This window comes from Aquimarina sp. Aq107, from assembly GCF_943733665.1.
Taxonomy (GTDB): domain Bacteria; phylum Bacteroidota; class Bacteroidia; order Flavobacteriales; family Flavobacteriaceae; genus Aquimarina.
In genome coordinates, this window is record NZ_OX030782.1 from 3,022,499 (window position 1) to 3,044,941 (window position 22,443).

Consider the following 22,443-nt stretch of genomic DNA (forward strand, 5'->3'; position numbering starts at 1 on the left):
CCAATATGAAAAAAAAAATTCAGGATTTCATTATCATTATCTTCATATCATTCCTTTTATTAGTAATACTAGAAGTTATCCTTGGTTTTTTTTTCGAAAACAGAAAATTTCAACATCAATCTAATAAAATAGACCGTGTCTTAGCATCCGATTCATATTCCGAAAAAGATATTCCTTTTATAAAACAGTTTTACAATGATTATCACAAGCTAACCTATGAATGGAATCCTTTTACTGAATATAAACTTAAATCGTATCACGGTAAAACAATAAATATAGATCAACAAGGAAATAGAAAAACTATCAATGAAGACACTATTGTAACAGATTCTACATTTACTATTTATTGTTTTGGTGGATCCACTATGTTTGGAGAAGGAGCTAGAGATATAATGACAATACCTTCGTTAGTATCAAAAAAATTAAAACAAAAAGCGCCAACAAAAAAAATTCATATTACCAACTACGGTGTTCCTGCTTATAGTAGATCACAGGAAACTGCATTGTTAATAGAAGTTTTGAAAAAAGGAAAAAAACCAGACATCATCATATTTTATGATGGTTTCAATGAGGTACTTTTAAAACACCCTAATTATTTAAAAAATGTACAATTGCCAATAAAAAAATCATATGAAGCAATTAAGAAATCTAACAAACAATTATTATTAGCTCTTAATTCGAGTAACATTAATACAGGCATCAAAAAGGTACAAAATAAATTAAAACCTATAAAAGAAGAAAATTATGATGTTGTAATAAACGACTCTATCTTAAATGAAGTTATAAGAGGATATCGAAATAATATTAAGATTACAGATGCTATTAGCAATCAATATGGTTTTACTATCTTTAATTACTTGCAACCATCTGTTTATACCAAAAAATTAAGAACCGAATATGAAAACAATCAATACAATAAGCATAAAGGTTTAGATAACGTTTTTCATAAACTATATAAAAGATTGAGCGCAGATTCGATATTACAAAACTCAAATAACTTTATTAATATCAGTAACTGCTTTGACACTAATAAAGAAAATATATTTATTGATAATTGTCATATCTCTGAATATGGTAATTCTATAATAAGTGAAATTATTGCTAATGATATTATTACATCAATTAACCGTACAAATTAGCTTAGAACTTATATACTAGTATTAGAACATCACATTCGATGAATCAAGATTTATTTAAAAAAAAGCGCTTAATTTCCCTATTAAAAAAAATGATTTTAATATTTAGTTTTACATTCCTCCTTTTGGAGATTGTACTAGCTATCTATACGAATAATAGCAATCTTAATATTGAAATCCCAACATACTCTTTAGAGAATACTCAGAGTTTTTGGTATGACATTAATGAAAATTTTGGAACCTCTCATCTCCCAAATAATAATTATAGGCAAAAAAAAACATGCTTTGATGTAACTTATCAATCCAATTCCAAAGGTTTTAGAGATCAAGAAAGAACTATGAAAAGTTCTAATAGGAGAGTATTGGTTATTGGAGATTCATTTATCGAGGGTGTAGGTGTATCTAGAGAGTTCAGATTATCAAATCTATTAGAAAAAGAAAAAAAAATACCACACTTAAATTTTGGAATGGCAGGCAATTTTGGATCTACGCAATATTACCTGTTATATAAAACATTAGCTAGTTCTTACACTCATGATGCCATTTTAATAGGTGTTTTACCTGCAAATGACTTTATTGATGATGACTATGAAATAAACTTAAAAATTAATTCGGACCGATATCGACCATATCTCGTTGGAGACTATCCGCATTATTCATTGACCTATCATCTGGATAGCATCCATAAGTCAAGAGTGCATACTAAGAAACTTAAACCAATTAAAAAAATATTTAAAAATTTCACATATTCATATAACGTTCTTTTATATGCTAAATCAGTATTAAAACAATCTATAAAAAAAGATCATAAAATAGTATCTGAAGATGAAATTCCTGGATATTTTAATTATTCAGAAAAGCAATTAAATCGCCTAAAATATTCATTAGAACAGATTAAATCAATAGCTGGAGAAAGAGAGGTTATGGTTTTTACAATTCCAGTATTAAGAGATATTCAAAATTATAAAAAACATAAAAATAATCCTTTAGGTAAAGAAATGTCCGCTTTTTGTAAATCTACAGGAATCAAATATTTGGATCTTCTTTTAGAAACAGATAAGATTTCCAAAAAAGATTCTGAAGAACAGTTTTTAACTTGTGATGGGCATTGGAGTAAAAAAGGAAATGTTTTTGCTAAAAAACATATCCAATCTTTTTTTGATTATTACAATTAATATCTATTACATATTAATCAATTGATTAAACAACTCGTATTCTTCTGGATATTTAGATGTATTAACATCAATGTACTGTGAGTTATTAATAATTTTTCCTTCTTTTATATTAGCACTAGGATCCCCACTGGTACCTGTAAAATTAAATGTTTCATATTCCGATTTAAGTGGTGTAGACATCTCTAAAAATTCACATATCTTATCTAAAATTACATTTGGTGTACGCACTAACTCCTCAGAATTTATAACTAAACACTGATCATTAGATAATTTTTCTCTCAATTTTATTAGATAAGACATCCGATCATGATAATATTTTTTTGATTTATCATCTGACCACGGAGTATAATGTTTTTTAGTAAGTGCCATAATACTAGCTACTGACGGATCAGGAGGTCGTGTCAGAATAATCACTTTAAGATTCTTCTTTAGAAAAATTTTTGAATTCGGAGTTTTCGAATTATGATTTATTTGATCTACATAGACTTTTTTAAAAAAGTTGAGTGATCTATTCTTTAGTAAGGTCTTAGATTTCATATAAAGTAATTTTAAATTACTCTCATATACTGCATTACTTTCTCCAAGTCCCGCCATAGTAGAATGTGATAAAAGAATATGAGTTAATAAAGAAGACCTACTCCTCATATGCCCCATTACGAAAATATATTCGATTCTTTTACTTGCCATTATAGTGTGTGAGTTTATATTATATTCAAAAAAAGCAATTCTATTTATAATTTTTCAGGTTCTGTTTTAATAAAACTATGCTCTATCATTTTTTTTAATGAGTTCTGATAATTTACTTTCTCAGTTTGTATATGCAAATCTGCCTGTTTAGGAGGTTCATATGGATCATCAATCCCTGTAAAATTTTTTATTTCTCCTTTTAGTACTTTTTTATATAATCCTTTGGGGTCTCTTTCTATACAATCTTCAATAGAACAATCAACATAAATTAGTTTAAAATCAAAACCGCGACTTTCTATAAGTTTCTTAGCATCTAATCTATGGTCATTATACGGAGCTATAAGAGAAACAATAACACTGATTCCTTTCTTAAGATAAGAGATCGATAACTCAGCCGTTAACATTAACTGCTTATGTCTATCTTCTTTACTAAACCCTAAATCACAGTGCAATGCCTTGCGAAGATCATCTCCATCTAAATGAAAAACTTTATTTTCTCTACTTGAGTAGTAATTTGTTAAACCTTTTCCCAAAGTAGTTTTCCCACTACCTGACAAACCCGTTAAAAGAATAAAAACTGGTTTCAATTATGCTACTATTTTAATTATTAAAATGATCGTTCTTTTTATATGTATTTTTAAAATAAAGAATAGACAAAGGGTGATACAACAGAATTCTCAGTGAAAACTAATAAAGCCCCTAATAAAACCAAAACAATAATAATTGGGATCAACCAATACTTTTTTTGACGCATCAAAAACTTCAAAAACTCTAAAAATATCCCTGATTTATTCATTGTTAATATAATTTTTCATAATCGATACTTTCTTTTTTATCTATCCATCCAGTAGTCGTTTTTTTCTTATTTGTAATTCTTAAAACAAAAGTAATTGGAAAAAAAAGTAAGTAATACACTATCCCTAAAATAACAAAAGAACTGATTTCTCCCAAAATATTACCAACAAATAACCAAACGAATAGAAAAGGATAAAACAATATCGGTAGCAAAATTGTAATTATTGAAACTACCATAAAACTAATGGCTGTATTAGTTTGTTTTGCATTAAATATAAATCCATCTTTATATACAGAGACACAAAAAATTAACAACAATAGTACTAACACTAATCCACCAAATTGTTGCTGCTTTCTTTTAGCACTACTATTATCCTGAACAATATCTATAACACCACTAATCCAACTCATACTGTATTTGTTTAGAAAGTGTTTCACTCACATCCCTATTTCTTTCTTTGTATATTATATAATTACCTAATACCAGTATATCCATTTCTGTCTGAAAAAAACATCTCAACGCATCTAACGGAGACGCAACTATAGGTTCGCCTCTAACATTAAATGATGTATTAATCAATACAGGGCAAGACGTTTTATCTTCAAAAGAAGAAATTAATTGATGTAGTAATGGATTTTCTTCTGAAGAGAGTGTTTGAACTCTAGCTGTGTCATCTTCATGAATACAAGAAGGTATTTTTTCTTTCTTATCACTTCTAAACGTAAAAAGCATGTATTTAGAAGATATACTATCAAAAAACCAGTCTTTAGCCTTTTCTTCTAACACTATAGGAGCAAAAGGTCTAAACCCTTCTCTTTTTTTGATTCGCATATTCACATGCTTTTTCATATCACTATATAGCGGACTTGCCAAAATACTGCGATTACCCAAAGCCCTTGGTCCAAACTCCATTTTACCTTGAAACCAACCTATTATCTTTTTACCCTTAAGCTGATCCGAAACCTCCTCACATAACTCATCATCATTTACCAAACTATAATCAATCTGATGTTCCTTTAAAACAGCTTCTATAGCATCATTATTATAACCAATTCCTAGATATGCTTGTTCTGGTAATGTATTATCGATATAAGTTCTTTCGTTTTTTAAATAATGATACCATCCCACAAAAGCTGCTCCCATTGCTCCTCCTCCATCTCCTGAAGCAGGTTGCACCCATATGTTTTTAAATATATCTTTTTTAAGTAACTCTCCATTTGCTTTACAATTCAGTGCCACTCCTCCTGACAAACATACGTTTTTAGAATTAGTTACTTTCTTGGCATACTTAAGTAATTTTTCCATAAAGCCCTCTGTAACTGACTGTATAGAACTTGCGACATCACAATAAAACGATGTCATTTCTTCATTTGGTTTTCTTGCTAATTGTCCTAAAATGTCGCAAAATGCTTTGTTAATTGTAGTTTTACCTTTATCAAATGAGAAATATTTAAGATCTAAATGTATTTCTGCCTGATCTGTAATTGTAACAAAATGTTTTAGAATTAACTCCTTATAAATCGGTTTACCATACGGAGCCAATCCCATTAACTTATACTCTCCAGAATTAATTTTAAAACCGCAATACTGGGTAAATGCACTGTATAAAAGCCCAAAAGAATGTGGGTAATGTTGTTCTTTTAAGATTTTTACTTCATTATTGTTACCTAAGCCTATAGTGGTACAAGCCTTTTCTCCCACTCCATCTATCGTAACTATAGCACTCTCAGAAAAAGGTGAAGAAAAGAAAGCTCCTGCTGCGTGTGCTTCGTGATGTTCAGAAAACAAAACGCTACCTGTAAATGCTAATTCCTTTTTAATAATTGCGGGAATCCAAAGCTTGGTTTTTGTCCAAGATTTAATAGATTTTCTAAAAAAAGAAAAACCAAAAGGTGTGTTAGCTTGAATAGAATTAATAATCCTATCAAATTTTAGAAAAGGTTTCTCATAAAAAACGACTACCTCGATCGATTCTATATCAATCCCTCCTTCTTTTAAACAAAATTCAATTGCTTTTTTAGGAAATGAAGGATCATGTTTTTTTCTAGTAAAACGTTCTTCTTGAGCTGCAGCTATAATTTTTCCATTTTTAAGCAAACAAGCTGCCGAATCATGATAAAACGCTGAAATTCCTAAAATATAACTCACACTCTACTCATTTATTAATAATGCCTTTTCTAAAAAAGTGCCCAAAACTTTTTGCCCCTCTTTATTTAAATGAGGATCGTTAAGATAATAAAGTCTTTTCTCTTTCGTATCTTTTTCTTGTAATTGTTCTAATGGGTTTAGTAAAGTCACATTTTTATATTGTTGTACATCCAACGATGCTTTTTCAAAAAAACCGTATTCCGTTTTCTTAAATTCAGTTTCATCAGAAAACTTTGCTCCCAATTGACGCATACTATTGAAATAAAAAGAATTTAATTGCGAACAATGTGGGATAAAAACGATAACAATCTGAACATCAGTTGGAATTACTTCTATAAATTCTTTTAATTCATCAATCCAAATATTATATCGGTTTTCAAAACTCCCTTCAGCTGTTACTGATTTATATAAGTATGCTGAATCCGACTTAAAATATAATTTGCTTCGCTGATTATAATCCTTTACACTAAATCTTTGATCATTAAACGTCTTATTAATTGGTGCAACGCTCGATTTAAAATGCCCTAACCGATAATTGACATAAGAACTACTCAGAAACATATCCGATATATCCCAGTATACATTTCTTATCAAGGATAATGCTTTATAATTCGTTAAATGATCGACATCTATAAGATCATTCCCTACATATACTTGATAGATAATATTTTTTGGCTGATATTTTTGTATACGACGATTTGCGAAAGTATTAACCTGCTTCACTCCTATTCCTTGTACACCAGAATTTATAAAAGTTTTATTACTAACACTTCTTAAATACGTAACATAATTATTTGTTGTGGCAGAAAAAGAATCTCCAAACACTAAATAATCTATATTCTTAGATTCGATATCATTAGCATCATTTAGAGAAGTAAACTCTGTTTTATAAAAATCAATAACAGAAAATCGATACGATAGCTCAAATAGAAGAAACACAATAATCAGAATAATCATTGTTTGATATAACCATCTTAAAACTTTCTTCACACCTTGGAAAATTATCTAATTATGTTTCTAAATCTCACATGCTTGTAGCATAATCAGCAGCATAAATTGAAAAACATCAAAATCGTAAAGAGTTCTTTTTCTCAAAATCTTCTTTAGTAATCGGCTTACCATTAATTGTGGTAGTATCCCAATCTTGTGTTATTTTCCATATACCATTGATCTTTTTTAATACAATATGGAATTGACCATAGATATATTGAGTTTTATCGTCTGTAGTAATCCCAATTTTATAAAAACCAACTTCATACGAAGTATCTTCATTGGTATGCCTACTATCGAACCAGAAATCAAGTTTTATTTGTGTATTACTTTCTTTAGAAGCTTCTAGACGTTCTACATTCTTACTCTTAAAAACATTCTTAGTATCAATACCTTCTGATGTAACACGTAATACATCATCTGCATATATCTCGTTTAATGATACTGCATCCAATGATTCATACGCTTTCTGGAACGGTTTCCAAACGGTTTGATCAATTTGCTTTTGGATTTCCGAACTACTCACCTGCCCAATCATAATGGAATTAAATAACATAAAAAAAGCAATAAAAATTCTAATCATAATATATGTATTTGGTAAAAGTATAAAGTTAAAACTTTCTTTAGTTTTAAGACTTAATTATTAACAAACAAAAAATCCTGCTGTTATAGCAGGATTTATATCAATATTATTCAAATAATTAATGAATGTTAAAATATCAGCCACAAATCAATGTAACTCGTTCTTAGTATTTATTCTTTATTCGTACCGCTTACTCATAGACCGCACAGATTACAAATCTGCGTTATCACATCCGAGCGATAGGGTGCAAAATGTTTTAATGAGGGTTTCCTATCTTATCTATAATTTCTTTGGAGCATTTTTGAAAACAACTAAAACCTTTCTTTAATCGTTTTTTAGGTTTCATCTCGTAATACTCATATAAACAATAAATATCCATTTCTTCTATCTCATTACCTCCTTCTAAATCCTTAAAAAGGATTATTTCTTGTTCTTTTAAATCTTTTATAAAATTATCTATATCTATAATATCAAAACCTCCTAAACGATAAAATCTAGTATTCAGTAAATTAAATGCCAAATAAAATGAACAGCCTTTTTTATTCCTATACCAACCAACATCAGGCTTTTTTGACACAATCTTAATAAAAACAAAACTTGAGTACTTTGTCTTTAAGAAATAATGTTCCCTTTTATTTTCTAAATGATTAAGTATACTTTCTTTATTATCAATTCCTGTCAAATCAACTGTAAGTAATTTTGCCTTAAAAACTAGTGATGTAGAATCTAATACTTTAATTTCTTGAGCATTTGAAAAAATGCTTAAACATAAAACTATTATAAATATTATTTTTTTCATTTTTTAATCATCCCGTTTTTCAAATTCTTCTGCTCCCTCGCTCCCGCTAGTCTGTGACTAGTGGCCTTCCTATTGTCTTGTCCTGAAATAGGTTTACACAAAAAGTGTGAAAATATGGAAAGATATTCAAAAACATCAACAACAAAATGGCAAAATAGGTATAGTGAAGAGTTTAAAGATTTCGTTTGCAACGAATTTTTAACAGGAACTTTAAAGCGAAAAACAATTGAAGATAAATATAATCTGGGTCACGGAACATTAACAAGCTGGTTAAAAGACAAAGGATATGATTATACAAACCCAAGTATAGTATCTTTACCAGTAATGGCAAATCAATCAAATAAAACTTCAGACAACAAAAACGAATCTGTATCTCAATTAAAGAGGGAACTACAAGAAGCTCGATTATTGGCCGAAACTTACAGAAAAATGATTGAGGTTGCAGAACAAGAATTTAAAATAAGAATTGTAAAAAAGTCCAACACCAAGTAATCCAAGAGATGAAAACCCTTTATCCAAAAGTAAGTTTAGGCAGGTTCTGTCGATTACTTGGTGTTACCCGACAAGCATATTATCAGCATTTTTGGTATCGAGAGCAACTAGCTTTCGAAGATGAATTAATTGTTTGTGAGGTCTTAAAAATCAGAAAGAACCATCGTCATATGGGAGGAAGAAAGTTATACGAGCTTTTACAACCCTTCTTATTGGAACATCAAATTAAGATGGGAAGAGATAGGTTATTTGATGTTTTATCTGCTAATCACTTATTAGTTAGACGTAAGAAAAAACAAACAATAACCACAAACTCATTTCATAGATTCAAGAAGTATTCGAATCTTATCAGAGAACTTGTTCCTGAAAAACCAAATCAATTATGGGTTAGTGACATAACTTATTGGAGAATTGAAACAGGCTTTGTGTATATAAGTTTTATCACAGATGCATATTCTAGAAAAATAGTTGGATATCATTTAGCTGGTAGTTTACAAACATCTGAGACAATCCAAGCGTTGAACATAGCAATATCGAATCTCAAAACAGATATTGATAGTACCTCTAAACTTATACATCATTCAGATAGAGGAACTCAATACTGCAGTTATGAATATGTGAAATTGTTAAAAAACAATAACATTGAGATTAGCATGACAGAAAATGGAGATCCCTTAGAAAATGCAATAGCAGAAAGAGTGAATGGTATTATAAAGGAGGAATACCTAAACGATTATCAAGTAGAAAACATACAAGAAGCTACAGAATTATTAGAAACTGTCGTGAAGTTATATAATAACGAAAGACCACATATGAGTATAGGAAACCTTACCCCAAACCAAGTACATCAAAACAATATAAAAACTGAAAAACTATGGAAGAATTATTATATAAAAAATCCTATTATTGTAAACCAATAATAGGATTAAGAATAAGTTGTAAATCTATTTTAGGATTAATATAAAATATGTAAACTTTTTTTAGGACGAGACAGCTTTGACGTCACCCGTTACAAATGGGCGCTAGCGAGACGGATCTAATCATTCTCTCTAATTCTGAGAAGCTTTAAAGTAAAATCAAAACTACACTCTTCATCCGAAGTATCATTGGTTTTTAAACTTAATACCTCATAAGTCTCAAATAGCCCATTGATATTGTAAAGACATAAATAAGTCATATTATCTTGTTCTTTAACTTTAATATCCATAAAATCTTCATCTTTTGAAGCTACCTTAGTCGGAGGTTCATTACAATTATCAGTTTTTTCTAATATGAATTTTTCATTTTTATAAAAACTCCAGCTTATACTATTGCAGTAATCCATTACATAACATCGAGCACTATTCAAAACAATTGTATCTTTTTTGAAATAATCATTATTCGAATTGTCAAAGAACCAGGAATTTGTTGCTTCTGGGACTAAATTTCTAGATTTAACTAGTGTTTCTTTAAAAACAGATAGTATCTCTTTTTGCGTAGTTTGAGCATTTGCAACCCCAAATACATTTAGAGATAGTATTAATATTCCTAATAAAATTATATTTTTCATTATCTACCTTTTTTTAATAAACTTTTTAAATGTTTAGTGAAATTAACCGTCCCCGTGGTATTAGTTCCTTTTGTTTTACCTGCAAAATTAAGCCTTGTACCATTTTTTGTAACTCTATGTATAGCTCTTTCTGATCCAGCACCTTGTTTGGAATCAAATGCATCAATTGCAAAAACAGTAATTCCATAGCTAGCAGCTGCATTTTTATCTTTTACAGATGTAGACTTCCCGTTTTTCATTCCTTTCTTTGTAGTCTTAGGGTGTCCGTGCATTTGTGCTATGAGCATTAATCCATTCCCAGTTCTTGGAGCAGCATCTTTAGCTTCACTTACAGTTGCATCTATTTCAACTTCTTCACTATTACCATCTTGACCTCTTTGAGCGCCAACTTCTCCGGTATTTACATTTAGAGTAATATAAGCTTGGTTTTCAACTCCCTCACTTGCTGTATCATCACCAACGCTTTGTGCTTGATCTTGTATTTGTTGTTCATTGAAGGTGACCAATGTACTGTTATTTTGAAGTTCTTGTGTTGCTTCCTGTGATATTGTACCACCATATTCTTCTTTAGCATAATCAAACTCCCTCTTATCAATTACTCTTAATTCGTTTGTAGCAGCACCATCCTGACCTAATATTTTGCCTGTTACTCTATCAATATAATAATCTGTTGGAGCCATTCCATCAGGATCAATAAAATAAATTGGATTATTAAATGCATAATTATATGGGGAATGTCTACGCATCTGTTCTGCAAGAGGATCAAGGTTCATCCACCTAGCAATTGAAGGATCGTAATTTCTTGCAGTAATATCTATCCAACCAAGTCCTAACTCGTCTTGTTCTTCTTTTCCACCAAAACCATAGTTATGTTCTCTTCCAGTAATAGTATTATTGTACCCTTTATGTTGTAGTCCAAAGGGATAATAATTCTTTTCTTCTATGATTTCGTTCTCCGCAGAACCGGGGATTAGATCAATATCACCGTCTTTATTTTTATCTGAGTAAGACAATCTAATATTTCCTAAATGGTCTTTGTATTGGTAAATATAATCATATCCACCAGTACTATTAGGTTCTAAATATCCTTCTGGGTGGTTAAAGAATTTAAGTTCATCGGTAGTATCTGTTTTTTCGTAAACATAATTTCCTGCATAATCCGTAAACACGGTTACATCCCTATAAGGTGGAGCATCTGTTTCATGGATCGTAAATTCTTTTCTAAGTTTTTCTCCAGTTACAGAATAAGTATAAGTTATCTCGCCTTCCTCTGTTTCTATTACTACTGGAAGGTTCAAATGATTATACGTAATATTAGAAATCCCTTTGTTCAAATCTTTAGTCATATTTCCATTATCATCATAAAGATAATCATTTCCTGTAGTATTACCATCGTTAAATCCTTCTGTCACTCCACTGCTATCTGCAACACTAGATAACTGATTTCCTATTCCACTTTCATTATAAGTATACGTTAGGTTATCCATTGTACCGAAACCAGTAACTGCTGTATTAAGGGTTCCTTTTCTTTCTAGGTTTAAGATATTTCCGTTTTTATCGTATATAACATTGGTTAGATCATAATTACCTGTATTATCAATAGCGGTTTTAATACGGTTCAGTGCATCATAGCTATATATATATTGATTACTTTCTGGATTGCTAGTATTATTAATACTTGCAGTACTCCAACTAGTTTGACTTATATTACCGTTATATAGTTTTTTAGTCACATCAGTTATATCATTATAAGCAATACTAAAATCAAACAAATCATTGTCATTTTTACCATCATCGTTAATCTTGTTTAACCAACCACGTACATTATAAGTGTAATCTACATCCTGTAAGCCTCCACCTACTGCTTTAGACTCCAATTGTCCTAATTCATCATAGGTATTAGCTATGAGGTGTTCTTCTGCTTGATTATTAATCTTTTGTTTTTGATCTAATAACCTACCCATATGGTCATATGTAAAAGTATCAATAGTCACTATGGCAGCATTGCTGTCTTTAGTATGGCTAGTTTTGGTTTCTAGTACTTTTCCTGCAAAGTCTAACTTACTCTCTACAATATCTATTGTATTAAGATACTCATTGGTACTATGTACATAGATAGGTCTTCCCTTCTCATCATAATAGGTAACGGTAGTAATCCAATCATCAGTTCCTAAAACGCGTACTTTAGATCCAGTAGCTAATCCTTTTACATTGGTATCAACAGTTTGTTCTAAAACTATACCGGGATTAGTTACATTATGATCAAAGGTATAGTTGTCATAGTAGTTTATGGTATGTATTTCGCCTCCACCAGGAAAAGTAGTATTGCTATAATAAAGTCTGGTGCCATTAATAAGGATAGAAGTATCATTGGTTTTTACTTCATATTGGGAAGCATCGGCGTCATTGTCTAAATTATATTGTAATCCAGCTCTTGTGGTATCCCATGGAAAAGTTTCTAATCCTGTAAAAACAACTCTTCCAAAGGCGTCATATTTGGTAAATAACCAATGACGATTAGGTCTTTGTACAAGATCTTGTGTAAGTATGGGTTGATCTAATTTATTGTAAATAATGTATTCCCAACCTTTACCTGGTATTTTCTTTTCTACCAATCGATTTCTATGATCATATTTATATTGATAACATAGTTCTGCTAGTTCTTCTGGGGATACTTCGTCTGTAACATCTACTTTAGGAGGAATTACATAGGTAAGATTCCCAAAATCATCATATACATAATAGGTATCGTGCGATACTCCTTGATCAAAAGTACGTTTTAAGATTACTCTTCCTAATTTGTCTGTATATTCTCTAGTGGTATGATCTTCTGGGTATGTTTGTCCGGGTTGCCAATTTTCATCTTTGGTAATGGTAACCATTAGTTCATTAGCAGCATAATATCCATCTTTTACTAAGATTGGCACCTCTGTATTATCCAAATGAAAATTTACTTTAAAATAGACCACCTCATCAGTTCCATTAGTACTCCAATCAAATTTAATCGTATGATCTGTATCTGCTTGATCATCTGCTTTCCAATCTTTTCCAGGAGCTCCTTGTTCTAAAACTCTGTTTAGTGGAGATGCTTCAAAAATACTTTCTGAATAGGCATTAACATCGGCTTCTGCCATTCCTGTAAAATCAGTTGGATATTTGCCTTTATAATAACTATTGATATCCGCAGTAATAGCGACAGGATCATAACTTCCTAATGGATCATCTTGTCGCTCAAACGGCAAATACTGTTTGTTTTGTCGACCGTAATCATCATAACCGACATGTATTACAATATCCTTTTTATCAGGAGAGGCTTTGATCCCTATTTGTTGTTTTACACGACCTAGTCCATCAAAATATGTAATATTCTCTATTACATCACTATTGTTTTTGATTCCAACAGCAGGGTCCAATAACATCCCTTCTGTGATCGGTGATTGAAAAGCTCTAGTTAATACATAATTTTCGTCTGTACTTAAAATATGTGGTATATATGCGTCTGCTGTTACAATTGCTGTAAAAACAGTTCCTGATTGTATCCAAGTGTTTGGCTTAATTGTGATCGATTGACCAGCTCTTACATTCAGCAATGCTGGATCACTGGATGCATTTATGGTTTCATCTTCTATTATTACTGTATCCGCTACCTGAGCAGTAGCAGTCATACCTACTAAAACTAGTAGGGCCATTATACTATGTTTTATAATATTTTTCATCCGTTACTTAGTTTTTGTAGTTATATTGATTTTCTGATACCAGATTACCATCTGCATCTTTTACGAATTTTAATCTATTAAACTCGTCATAATGATAGGTCATTGTATATCCTCGCGGATCAGTCATACTGGTTACTCCAACTAAAGGTTGATATTCATAGGTGGAAATCATAGCATTCGGCAAATTGACACGCAGTGTATTTAAATCATTCATATCATTTTCATCAAAACTCATTAATACTGTTTCAGAAATTCCTAAAGCGTTCGCAACATCAGAAAAAGTAGCGTTCTCTACTTTAGCAATAGGATATTGTTTATTATATCCCCAGATGTAACTGATATGAACGCCCTCTGCTTTACTGTATTGGAGTATATTACCATATTTATCGTATTTTTCGTAAAATTGTCGCTCTTCTAAACTTCCTGTATTTCCTTTAGATACTTCTACTTCACTTGGTAATATTAATCCATTTGGAGAATGTGTATCATCATAATTCATAAATTGAGTGTATAACAAAGATTCTTGTGGATTCGCAGTATTACCCTTATAGGATTCAAATTTAATCTGAGATGACAATCTATTTTGTACCTGTAAATCATTCATAAATGGTTCTGTGATCAAATCCTGAGGATAGTAAACTTTAGAAGTTCGTATGTTTCCATCACTATCTGTAGTTACCATTTTGGTTGTCATATAATGCTGTGAATTCTCATAAAAATAATTTGTAGTGTTTACTAACGCTCCACCAAGATAATACTGGGTATTTTCTGATGATTTGATCCTAAACATGGTATTATTCTTAAGGTCAGAACCTGTAAATTGTTCATATGGATTCGTTAAACTAAAAACATTACCTGTATATAACATAACAGGGACATATGAAAATGGCATAGAACCAAATGAATATTCTTGATAGGTATTTATTACTTTACTTTTCGATCCTCCAAATGAATCTAGAACCTCTTCTTCTAACACATTACCATTTATATAATCATACATCGTAGGAGTCATCCCTAAGATATATGTATCGCCATAGGATACATTAAAATATGTGTAATTGCTTAGATTAAAAGTTTCATATATATTTGTTCCACCGGGACAACTACTGCAAGCTAAAAGTTGTGGAGTAACTCCTATAAAACGAGTCTTATATTCATTAGGCTTGTTTATATATTTAGTTACTATACTTCCATTATCATTATTAGACATATCAACTTGGCGCTCTATCACGTTACTATATCCAATATGACTCCCAGAAGCCGATGGATTTCCTCTAATTAGATTACTAGAGTTCAAGGAAACAGCATTTTGAGAATCATCAGAAAAATTTTCCGGTGTATATTCATGAAAACCAATCCCTTTAGAAGCGAAAACTAAATCGTCCATTAACATCCCACTAGATCCAACAGAACCATTATCTAAGACATGGTTATATTCAAATCTTTTAGCATTTACAAAAACTCCATCTGCATCTTTATTTATTATTTGATGTATTCTTGCTCCACCAACTTCGAATTCTTCAAATACGTCAGAATTTATACTAGTATCATTCCAGATTACCGCAGATGCTGATGCATTTGCTACTACTAAAAATGGAGTATTTATGCTCCAAGCAGAATATTTAAAAACATAGTTACCCATCGGTAACGTCATAACTTTTTCTAACTGTACGGTATTATTGTTACCAAATTGATTGTCATAATAAAAAACATTAAATCGTTGATTAGTTTCCGTGTTTTCTACCCAAACAGCTGGGCCAACTGGATTAATACCTTGTCCACAACCAACACTACAACTCAGAGTGGCATTAACTTTTATGTTATACGATTGATTATTACAAAAAGAAGTATCTGTAATTTCGAACTCTTGATTAGAAGTTACATTATTAGAAGATATTGAACACTCATTATAATCAACAAAAGAATAAGAGGGGTCATTCGCTAACTTAAGTTGTTGATACCTAAAATTGTATTTTTCTGATGCATTTACTCCAGAACTTCCGAAGTTTCCATTATCAAAGAAAACAGAATCATATGAAGGACGCTTTAAACTTACTTTATTCCCTTCATATTCATACTCTGTAAAACCTCCAGTGGGATAAGTTACTTTAGTTAATATACCATACTTACCATAGTTAATATCACTCTTACGAATAGCTCCATTTACTTTATAATAATCCTCAAAGATTTCTGTTTGATTAGAATTCCCATTATCTGGTAGAGAAAGAAAAAAACGATTATAACTAGGAATTCTAATAGAATTCGCAACTCCATTATAAAATCCCCAAAAATCCGTTGATTTTGTATCCTTAGCAGGAAGTGAATCCTGCTCATAATACTCAAAATCATATGTTTGTCCCTGAACAGATACATTATCTAATTTTAATCGAAGGTATCTTTCCTTATAAGTGTCATCTATTTTATCATTATTGAAATATGAATATTGAAATTCTGCGCTTTTAACAATATCATTATCCTTATTTTTAACTACAATATTTTCTAACTTTTTTGCAGTATAAGTATTGGGTTGAATGACAGGATCCCATCTACCAATAGTTTCACCTGCAAAACGATCTTTTGCCTCTTTAGAAAATAAATCCGTTCTATCGGATAGGTTGAACTCTATACTCCCGAAATCACCAGAAATATTTGTTAAGTATAGATTATGAAAAGCATTGATTGATGCACTCATAGAAGTCGGAGAAGTTATATCAGTAACTTTTCCCATTGGATTTTGATTTCTATGATCTCCAAATATCCATAACGTATATTTTTCTGTATAGTTTGGAAAAGACATAAAAAATGCATCCTGATATGTGAAATTTAGTTCTCTTCCTGTATATGATGTAATTTTAGATACTTTCCAAGCAGAATTCAATCGTTTTGTCTGATTTGTAGACCAACTAGGTATGCCTCTCAAAGCATAAATCTCTTCGGCAGCAGTTGGAGCATCCCAACTACTAAAACCACTAGAAAACTCTTTAGCATCAAAAGAGTAGGTAAACCCTTTAGGATCTATCACTTCAAAAGTATGATCACTTACATTAAAAAATACTTTAAAATTTTTATTATCAATAACCGATCCTATTAAGGTCTGTTCGTTATTTTGAATTTTTGGTAGGTAAAATTTGAAAGAACCGCTTGGCAAGTTAACTTTAAATAAATCTGGTTCTGTATCATGAGGTCTATTAGCTGTATATTCATTATTAAGAAAAAGTAAATCATCCGTAGAAAACTCGAATTCATAGTTATTAGAAGGTCCTCCGTTAACAATAAATTCCTGAGAATATATCCATCCAACTCCCTGCGCATCTTGATTTCCTCCAGTATTCAAAAAAGAATTTCTAATATCATCAAATCCATTAATCTCTCGAGTTATAGTGATTCCATCTGATAGACTCCATCCTAAACCAACCCAAGAGGCATCTTGATTCACCTTTATCCCAGATGTATTATAACTTAATGAAAATGGAATTGAAAGCCCATCAAAATCAATTTGATGAATAGGTACATTTACATTTGCTGTCCCATTATATTTATTAACAGGGAAATCTCCAAATTTACCTAGGTCAGCTACATCAGGACTTTCCGGTATTAATTGTACTTCGTAAGAAGATGGACCAATCTCATTTTGGGCAAATATTACATAGCTTGCGAATAGCGAAATAAGTACTATGCTATTCTTTATTATAGGATAATATTTCATATTATTTACTTTTTTAACAATGATTCAATTTTAATTAATCTAGCTTCAAGCTCGCTATTCTTAGCTTTTACTTTTTGTAGCTCTTCAATCTTTTTTTCCTGCTCAATCGTATACAAGGTCAATTCTTCGATTTTTTCTAAAAGCTTTGCATTCATTTCACCTAGTAGAATACCGTTTTCAGCTACTTCTGATGCCGATGGGATATTTATTAAATGACCTTTGGTAGTAATATGATCTTCTACTTGTTGTAAGGTTGGGAGTTCATACGAATCTTCGAATACATAGTCTGGCCATCCTGTTAAATCAACTTTTACTTCTTTGGTATGGATATTACCGTTTACAGCTAATTTAGCATCTGGTGTATATGTTCCAATACCAACATTACCATTGGTCCCATGCCTATTGGGATCTAAAACAATATGCTGCTGAGAAGCCAATACCAAATCTGTATTTAATGCACTAGAACTTGAACGAGTAGCTTGAATTTCAAACCTTCCGTTAGTATCTGTATAAAATCTAGCTAAAGAGAAAGCCCCTTCTACTCTTAATTTAGCGTCAGGATTTGATGTTCCAATTCCTACATTACCCTCATTGTTGATAATCATTCTGGTAGCAGGGGTAATGGTTTGGCCGCTTGTGGTATTCTCTCTATTTGCATAGAAATAAAGATGTCCCCAAGATGCTTTAATTCCAGCGTAACCATAACTACTGGTATGAGAATATGGAGTAAAGAGTTTGTTATGGTTGGTACCACCATTTTGAATCGCTAAGTTGGTTCCAAATACAGCATTTCCACCACCTGATCCCGAGATCGTAGCTCCAAAATTACTTCCTACAACTAATTGGGTATTCGGAGAATTAGTTCCAACTCCTACATTACCGCCATTAAAATAGGTATTACCATTGGATGCAATCAAAAATTTATTTTCAAAACTAGAATTCCTTCCTGTAATATACCCATGTTCTTGTCCATTGAGACTTACTAAAGAACTTCCTCCTTTTTGAACATTAATAAATTCTTGACCAGCTATGGAACCATTGACATCTAATTTCCTGCTAGGATTATTTTTTCCAATACCAACTTTACCGCCTCCATAACTAAGAACAACATTATCACTAGTGTAGTGATTAAGGCTTACATATTGAGAAAACTCAGAATCAATAATTAAATGTCCAGATCCTTGCTGACTTGATTTTATACTTGCATTTCCATCTTTTCTACCTACTAAAAGCGTTACTCCAGAATCCGAAGGGCTAATTGTTAAAGGTCCAGGAGTCTGTGAATATATTAACGTAGAGATAAATACAAAAAGTGTCAATACAACGGACTGTTTTTTCATAATTCTAAAATTGGTATTCATATAGATAATTATTTTCAAAAATTATTTTAAGGCTAAATAAAAACGTGCAAATATAGTATGAATAAGATAATTGTAAAGCACAAAATCACTGGCTGTTAACAACTTTTAAAGCGGTCTGATTTCACTTTTATTTAGATCACCGATAATTAAATTCTTCAACTTAAATGCTAACAAAAACTATACGCTCTTAATATTATTTTCTTCCTCTTAATTTCGTTTTATATAGGTAAGTGTCATGAGCTTTGCATATGTTACCATCAAAATCATTTTTTTTTAGAAAAAAAAGTAATCTAAATTTTAGAAGAACACTTTGCAAACAAAAAATCCCGCTAAAAAAGCGGGATTTAAAATTCTATATTTTATTAAAATTACTTACTTAAGTACATCTTACGTCTTGAATATAGATCGTAAAACTGATCATCTTTAAGATCATCAATAAATAAAATACTTTCTCCAGTACTCTTCATCTCTGGTCCAAGTTTCTTATTTACATTCGGGAACTTATTAAATGAAAATACAGGCTGTTTGATTGCATATCCATCCAAATGTGGTTTAAAATCAAAATCCGTAACCTTCTTCTCTCCTAACATTACCTTAGTAGCATAATTTACATATGGTTCTCCATACGCTTTCGCTATAAAAGGTACTGTTCTAGAAGCTCTTGGATTTGCTTCTATGATATATACAACATCATCCTTTATAGCAAACTGTATGTTAATCAATCCAACCGTATTTAATGCTAAAGCAATTTTATGCGTATGATCCTTAATTTGTTGCATAACAAATTCTCCAAGGTTAAACGGCGGCAAGGTAGCATTAGAATCTCCTGAGTGTATCCCGCAAGGTTCAATGTGTTCCATAATACCAATGATATACACATTCTCTCCATCACAGATTGCATCTGCTTCGGCCTCTATAGCTCCATCAAGGTAGTGATCTAATAATAATTTATTATTCGGTATTTTGCGCAACAAATCAACAACGTGTTCTTCTAATTCTTGTTTATTGATCACAATTTTCATTCCTTGACCACCAAGTACATAAGATGGACGTACTAATATTGGAAAATCTAAACGATCAGCAACTTCTAAAGCTTCATCAGCTGTTTCGGCAATATCAAACTCTGGATAAGGAATGTTATTTTCTTTTAATAAGGTAGAAAAACTACCTCTATCCTCTGCTAAATCCAGTGATTGATAGGTTGTTCCAATAATCTTAATCCCATATCTATCAAGCTTTTCAGCAAGTTTTAAGGCTGTTTGCCCTCCTAACTGAACAATAACACCTTCTGGTTTTTCATGTCTAATGATATCATATATATGCTCCCAGAAAACAGGCTCAAAATATAACTTATCCGCTGTGTCAAAATCGGTAGAAACTGTCTCAGGATTACAGTTAATCATAATTGTTTCGTACCCACATTCTGCAGAAGCCAAAACTCCGTGAACACAACAGTAATCAAACTCAATACCTTGACCAATACGATTAGGACCAGAACCTAATACTACAATTTTCTTTTTATCTGTTACAACACTTTCATTAGCTACAATAATCTCTCCGTCAGCCGTCTGTGTTTCAGCCTCAAAAGTAGAGTAAAAATATGGTGTTTGCGCCTTAAACTCAGCAGCACAAGTATCTACCAACTTATACACTCTATTGATCCCTAACTCATCTCTTTTGTTGTATACTTCGCTTTCATAACAACCAAGCATATGTGCAATCTGTCTATCTGCAAATCCTTTTTGCTTAGCTTCTAGAATCAAATCTTTGGTTAATGATTGGATTGTATATGTTGAAATTTCTTTTTCTAATAAATATAATTCTTCATACTGTTTTAAGAACCACATATCTATTTTAGTAATCTCATATATTCTACTCAGCGGAATACCCATTTGGATTGCATCATAGATCACAAAAACTCGATCCCAACTGGCGTTGGTAAGCTTTTCGATTATTTGATCATAATCTTTATATCCTTTTCCGTCTGCTCCAAGACCATTTCTCTTAATCTCTAGAGACTGAGTAGCTTTATGCAAGGCTTCCTGAAAAGAACGTCCAATTCCCATTACTTCACCTACGGCCTTCATCTGAAGTCCCAATCTTCTATCAGATCCTTCAAACTTATCAAAATTCCAACGAGGTATTTTTACGATTACATAATCTAATGTTGGCTCAAATAAAGCTGAAGTAGATTTTGTAATTTGATTATCCAATTCATCTAATGTATAGCCAATTGCCAGTTTAGCTGCTATTTTGGCAATAGGATATCCTGTAGCTTTAGAAGCTAATGCCGAAGAACGAGATACACGTGGATTAATCTCAATTGCTATAATATCTTCATTTTCATCTGGACTTACAGCAAACTGTACATTACATCCTCCTGCAAACTCTCCAATACTTCGCATCATATGAATTGCCATATCACGCATACGTTGATATGTTTTATCACTAAGAGTCATTGCTGGTGCAACGGTAATAGAATCACCTGTATGAATACCCATAGGATCCATATTTTCGATCGCACAAATAATTACCACATTATCATTAGCATCTCTTAATAACTCTAATTCATACTCCTTCCATCCTATCAATGCTTTATCAATCATTACTTCGTGGATAGGAGAAGTCTCTAACCCTCTAGTCAATAATTCATCAAACTCTTCTTCTTTATACACAAAAGATGCACCTGCACCTCCTAATGTATAAGAAGCTCTAATTACTAAAGGAAAACCAAACTCTTGAGCAATTTCTTTTCCTTTTAGATAAGATCCTGCTGTAGCTTGTGGTGCCATTCCTATTCCGATCTTAAGCATTAGCTCTCTAAACTTCTCACGATCTTCTGTTATATTAATGGCATCTATATCTACACCTATTATCTCTACATCAAAATCCTTCCAAATTCCTTTCTCATCCGCTTCAATACAAAGATTTAATGCAGTTTGACCACCCATAGTCGGCAATACTGCGTCTATATTTGGATGTTTCTTAAGAATTTCGATAATAGATTTGGTATTCAATGGTTTCAGATATACATGATCTGCCATTGAAGGATCCGTCATTATAGTTGCTGGATTAGAATTTATCAATATGGTTTCTATTCCATCTTCACGTAAAGAACGTAAAGCTTGTGATCCGGAATAGTCAAACTCACATGCCTGGCCAATAATGATTGGTCCTGATCCAATGATCAATATACTTTTGAGTTTTTCGTTTTTTGGCATTTTGGTGTTGGTATTGAAATTTAAAAAAATAATTTAGGAATCAACTAGATATAAAAAAAGGCGTTACTCCTAAAAGTAACACCT

General features: G+C 31.4%; 17 protein-coding genes. 4 read left to right on the top strand and 13 right to left on the bottom strand.

Going from position 1 to position 22,443, the window contains the following annotated elements; all coding sequences use genetic code 11:
• Window positions 1-5 precede the first annotated feature (5 nt).
• Window positions 6-1,139 (top strand): hypothetical protein, encoded by a 1,134-nt coding sequence (locus NMK29_RS12990; RefSeq protein WP_108803809.1) that lies wholly within the window; start codon window positions 6-8, stop codon window positions 1,137-1,139.
• Between the two features lie 89 nt (window positions 1,140-1,228).
• Window positions 1,229-2,311, top strand: a complete 1,083-nt coding sequence (locus NMK29_RS12995; RefSeq protein ID WP_254097221.1) for a hypothetical protein — start codon at window positions 1,229-1,231, stop codon at window positions 2,309-2,311.
• 6 nt (window positions 2,312-2,317) lie between these two features.
• On the opposite strand, the gene NMK29_RS13000 is transcribed toward NMK29_RS12995, so the two are convergent.
• The 8 genes from NMK29_RS13000 to NMK29_RS13035 all read right to left on the bottom strand — a co-directional run bounded on the left by NMK29_RS13000 (window position 2,318) and on the right by NMK29_RS13035 (window position 8,314).
• Entirely contained in the window at window positions 2,318-2,998 is a 681-nt protein-coding gene (locus tag NMK29_RS13000) for a sulfotransferase (protein ID WP_108803807.1), read from the bottom strand.
• 44 nt (window positions 2,999-3,042) lie between these two features.
• Window positions 3,043-3,585 carry an adenylyl-sulfate kinase gene (gene cysC, locus NMK29_RS13005; protein ID WP_108803806.1) on the bottom strand — a complete coding sequence of 181 codons (543 nt, stop codon included), beginning with the start codon at window positions 3,583-3,585 and terminating at the stop codon, window positions 3,043-3,045.
• A gap of 50 nt (window positions 3,586-3,635) precedes the next feature.
• On the bottom strand, window positions 3,636-3,794 hold the full coding sequence (locus NMK29_RS13010; protein ID WP_255411785.1) for a DUF5989 family protein: 159 nt from the start codon (window positions 3,792-3,794) through the stop codon (window positions 3,636-3,638).
• A gap of 2 nt (window positions 3,795-3,796) precedes the next feature.
• On the bottom strand, window positions 3,797-4,204 hold the full coding sequence (locus NMK29_RS13015) for an SxtJ family membrane protein (RefSeq protein WP_108803805.1): 408 nt from the start codon (window positions 4,202-4,204) through the stop codon (window positions 3,797-3,799).
• Window positions 4,191-5,942: a carbamoyltransferase N-terminal domain-containing protein gene (locus tag NMK29_RS13020; RefSeq protein WP_108803804.1), complete on the bottom strand. Its 1,752-nt coding sequence runs from the start codon at window positions 5,940-5,942 to the stop codon at window positions 4,191-4,193. The genes NMK29_RS13015 and NMK29_RS13020 overlap by 14 nt, the downstream gene beginning before the upstream one ends.
• A gap of 3 nt (window positions 5,943-5,945) precedes the next feature.
• A complete protein-coding gene (locus NMK29_RS13025; RefSeq protein WP_159092246.1) occupies window positions 5,946-6,932 on the bottom strand; it encodes a hypothetical protein in 987 nt (328 codons plus the stop codon).
• A 76-nt stretch (window positions 6,933-7,008) separates the two neighbouring features.
• Window positions 7,009-7,515, bottom strand: a complete 507-nt coding sequence (locus tag NMK29_RS13030; protein ID WP_108803802.1) for a nuclear transport factor 2 family protein — start codon at window positions 7,513-7,515, stop codon at window positions 7,009-7,011.
• 256 nt (window positions 7,516-7,771) lie between these two features.
• Window positions 7,772-8,314, bottom strand: coding sequence for a hypothetical protein (locus NMK29_RS13035; RefSeq protein ID WP_108803801.1), 543 nt, complete (start codon window positions 8,312-8,314; stop codon window positions 7,772-7,774).
• A gap of 114 nt (window positions 8,315-8,428) precedes the next feature.
• On the opposite strand from NMK29_RS13035, the gene NMK29_RS13040 reads away from it, so the two are divergent.
• The gene (locus NMK29_RS13040; RefSeq protein WP_108803800.1) at window positions 8,429-8,806 is read left to right on the top strand and encodes a hypothetical protein; all 378 of its coding nucleotides are present in this window, start codon (window positions 8,429-8,431) and stop codon (window positions 8,804-8,806) included.
• An 8-nt stretch (window positions 8,807-8,814) separates the two neighbouring features.
• Entirely contained in the window at window positions 8,815-9,726 is a 912-nt protein-coding gene (locus tag NMK29_RS13045; RefSeq protein ID WP_108803799.1) for an IS3 family transposase, read from the top strand.
• Between the two features lie 116 nt (window positions 9,727-9,842).
• On the opposite strand, the gene NMK29_RS13050 is transcribed toward NMK29_RS13045, so the two are convergent.
• The 5 genes from NMK29_RS13050 to carB form a co-directional block, all read right to left on the bottom strand.
• Window positions 9,843-10,355, bottom strand: a complete 513-nt coding sequence (locus tag NMK29_RS13050) for a hypothetical protein (RefSeq protein WP_108803798.1) — start codon at window positions 10,353-10,355, stop codon at window positions 9,843-9,845.
• On the bottom strand, window positions 10,355-14,044 hold the full coding sequence (locus NMK29_RS13055; RefSeq protein ID WP_159092245.1) for a DUF6443 domain-containing protein: 3,690 nt from the start codon (window positions 14,042-14,044) through the stop codon (window positions 10,355-10,357). The genes NMK29_RS13050 and NMK29_RS13055 overlap by 1 nt, the downstream gene beginning before the upstream one ends.
• A gap of 34 nt (window positions 14,045-14,078) precedes the next feature.
• The gene (locus tag NMK29_RS13060) at window positions 14,079-17,777 is read right to left on the bottom strand and encodes an RHS repeat protein (protein WP_108803796.1); all 3,699 of its coding nucleotides are present in this window, start codon (window positions 17,775-17,777) and stop codon (window positions 14,079-14,081) included.
• A gap of 5 nt (window positions 17,778-17,782) precedes the next feature.
• Window positions 17,783-19,138, bottom strand: a complete 1,356-nt coding sequence (locus tag NMK29_RS13065; protein WP_108803795.1) for a hypothetical protein — start codon at window positions 19,136-19,138, stop codon at window positions 17,783-17,785.
• A 368-nt stretch (window positions 19,139-19,506) separates the two neighbouring features.
• The gene (carB, locus tag NMK29_RS13070; RefSeq protein WP_108803794.1) at window positions 19,507-22,359 is read right to left on the bottom strand and encodes a carbamoyl-phosphate synthase large subunit; all 2,853 of its coding nucleotides are present in this window, start codon (window positions 22,357-22,359) and stop codon (window positions 19,507-19,509) included.
• Window positions 22,360-22,443 lie beyond the last annotated feature (84 nt).

Bases quoted from the DNA above. Each gene is read 5' to 3' on its own strand.
- NMK29_RS12990 (WP_108803809.1), top strand. From the start codon at position 6: ATGAAAAAAAAAATTCAGGATTTCATTATCATTATCTTCATATCATTC.
- NMK29_RS12995 (WP_254097221.1), top strand. From the start codon at position 1,229: ATGATTTTAATATTTAGTTTTACATTCCTCCTTTTGGAGATTGTACTA.
- NMK29_RS13000 (WP_108803807.1), bottom strand. From the start codon at position 2,998: ATGGCAAGTAAAAGAATCGAATATATTTTCGTAATGGGGCATATGAGG.
- NMK29_RS13010 (WP_255411785.1), bottom strand. From the start codon at position 3,794: ATGAATAAATCAGGGATATTTTTAGAGTTTTTGAAGTTTTTGATGCGT.
- NMK29_RS13015 (WP_108803805.1), bottom strand. From the start codon at position 4,204: ATGAGTTGGATTAGTGGTGTTATAGATATTGTTCAGGATAATAGTAGT.
- NMK29_RS13030 (WP_108803802.1), bottom strand. From the start codon at position 7,515: ATGATTAGAATTTTTATTGCTTTTTTTATGTTATTTAATTCCATTATG.
- NMK29_RS13035 (WP_108803801.1), bottom strand. From the start codon at position 8,314: ATGAAAAAAATAATATTTATAATAGTTTTATGTTTAAGCATTTTTTCA.
- NMK29_RS13040 (WP_108803800.1), top strand. From the start codon at position 8,429: ATGGAAAGATATTCAAAAACATCAACAACAAAATGGCAAAATAGGTAT.
- NMK29_RS13045 (WP_108803799.1), top strand. From the start codon at position 8,815: ATGAAAACCCTTTATCCAAAAGTAAGTTTAGGCAGGTTCTGTCGATTA.
- NMK29_RS13050 (WP_108803798.1), bottom strand. From the start codon at position 10,355: ATGAAAAATATAATTTTATTAGGAATATTAATACTATCTCTAAATGTA.
- NMK29_RS13055 (WP_159092245.1), bottom strand. From the start codon at position 14,044: ATGGCCCTACTAGTTTTAGTAGGTATGACTGCTACTGCTCAGGTAGCG.
- NMK29_RS13060 (WP_108803796.1), bottom strand. From the start codon at position 17,777: ATGAAATATTATCCTATAATAAAGAATAGCATAGTACTTATTTCGCTA.
- NMK29_RS13065 (WP_108803795.1), bottom strand. From the start codon at position 19,138: ATGAATACCAATTTTAGAATTATGAAAAAACAGTCCGTTGTATTGACA.
- carB (WP_108803794.1), bottom strand. From the start codon at position 22,359: ATGCCAAAAAACGAAAAACTCAAAAGTATATTGATCATTGGATCAGGA.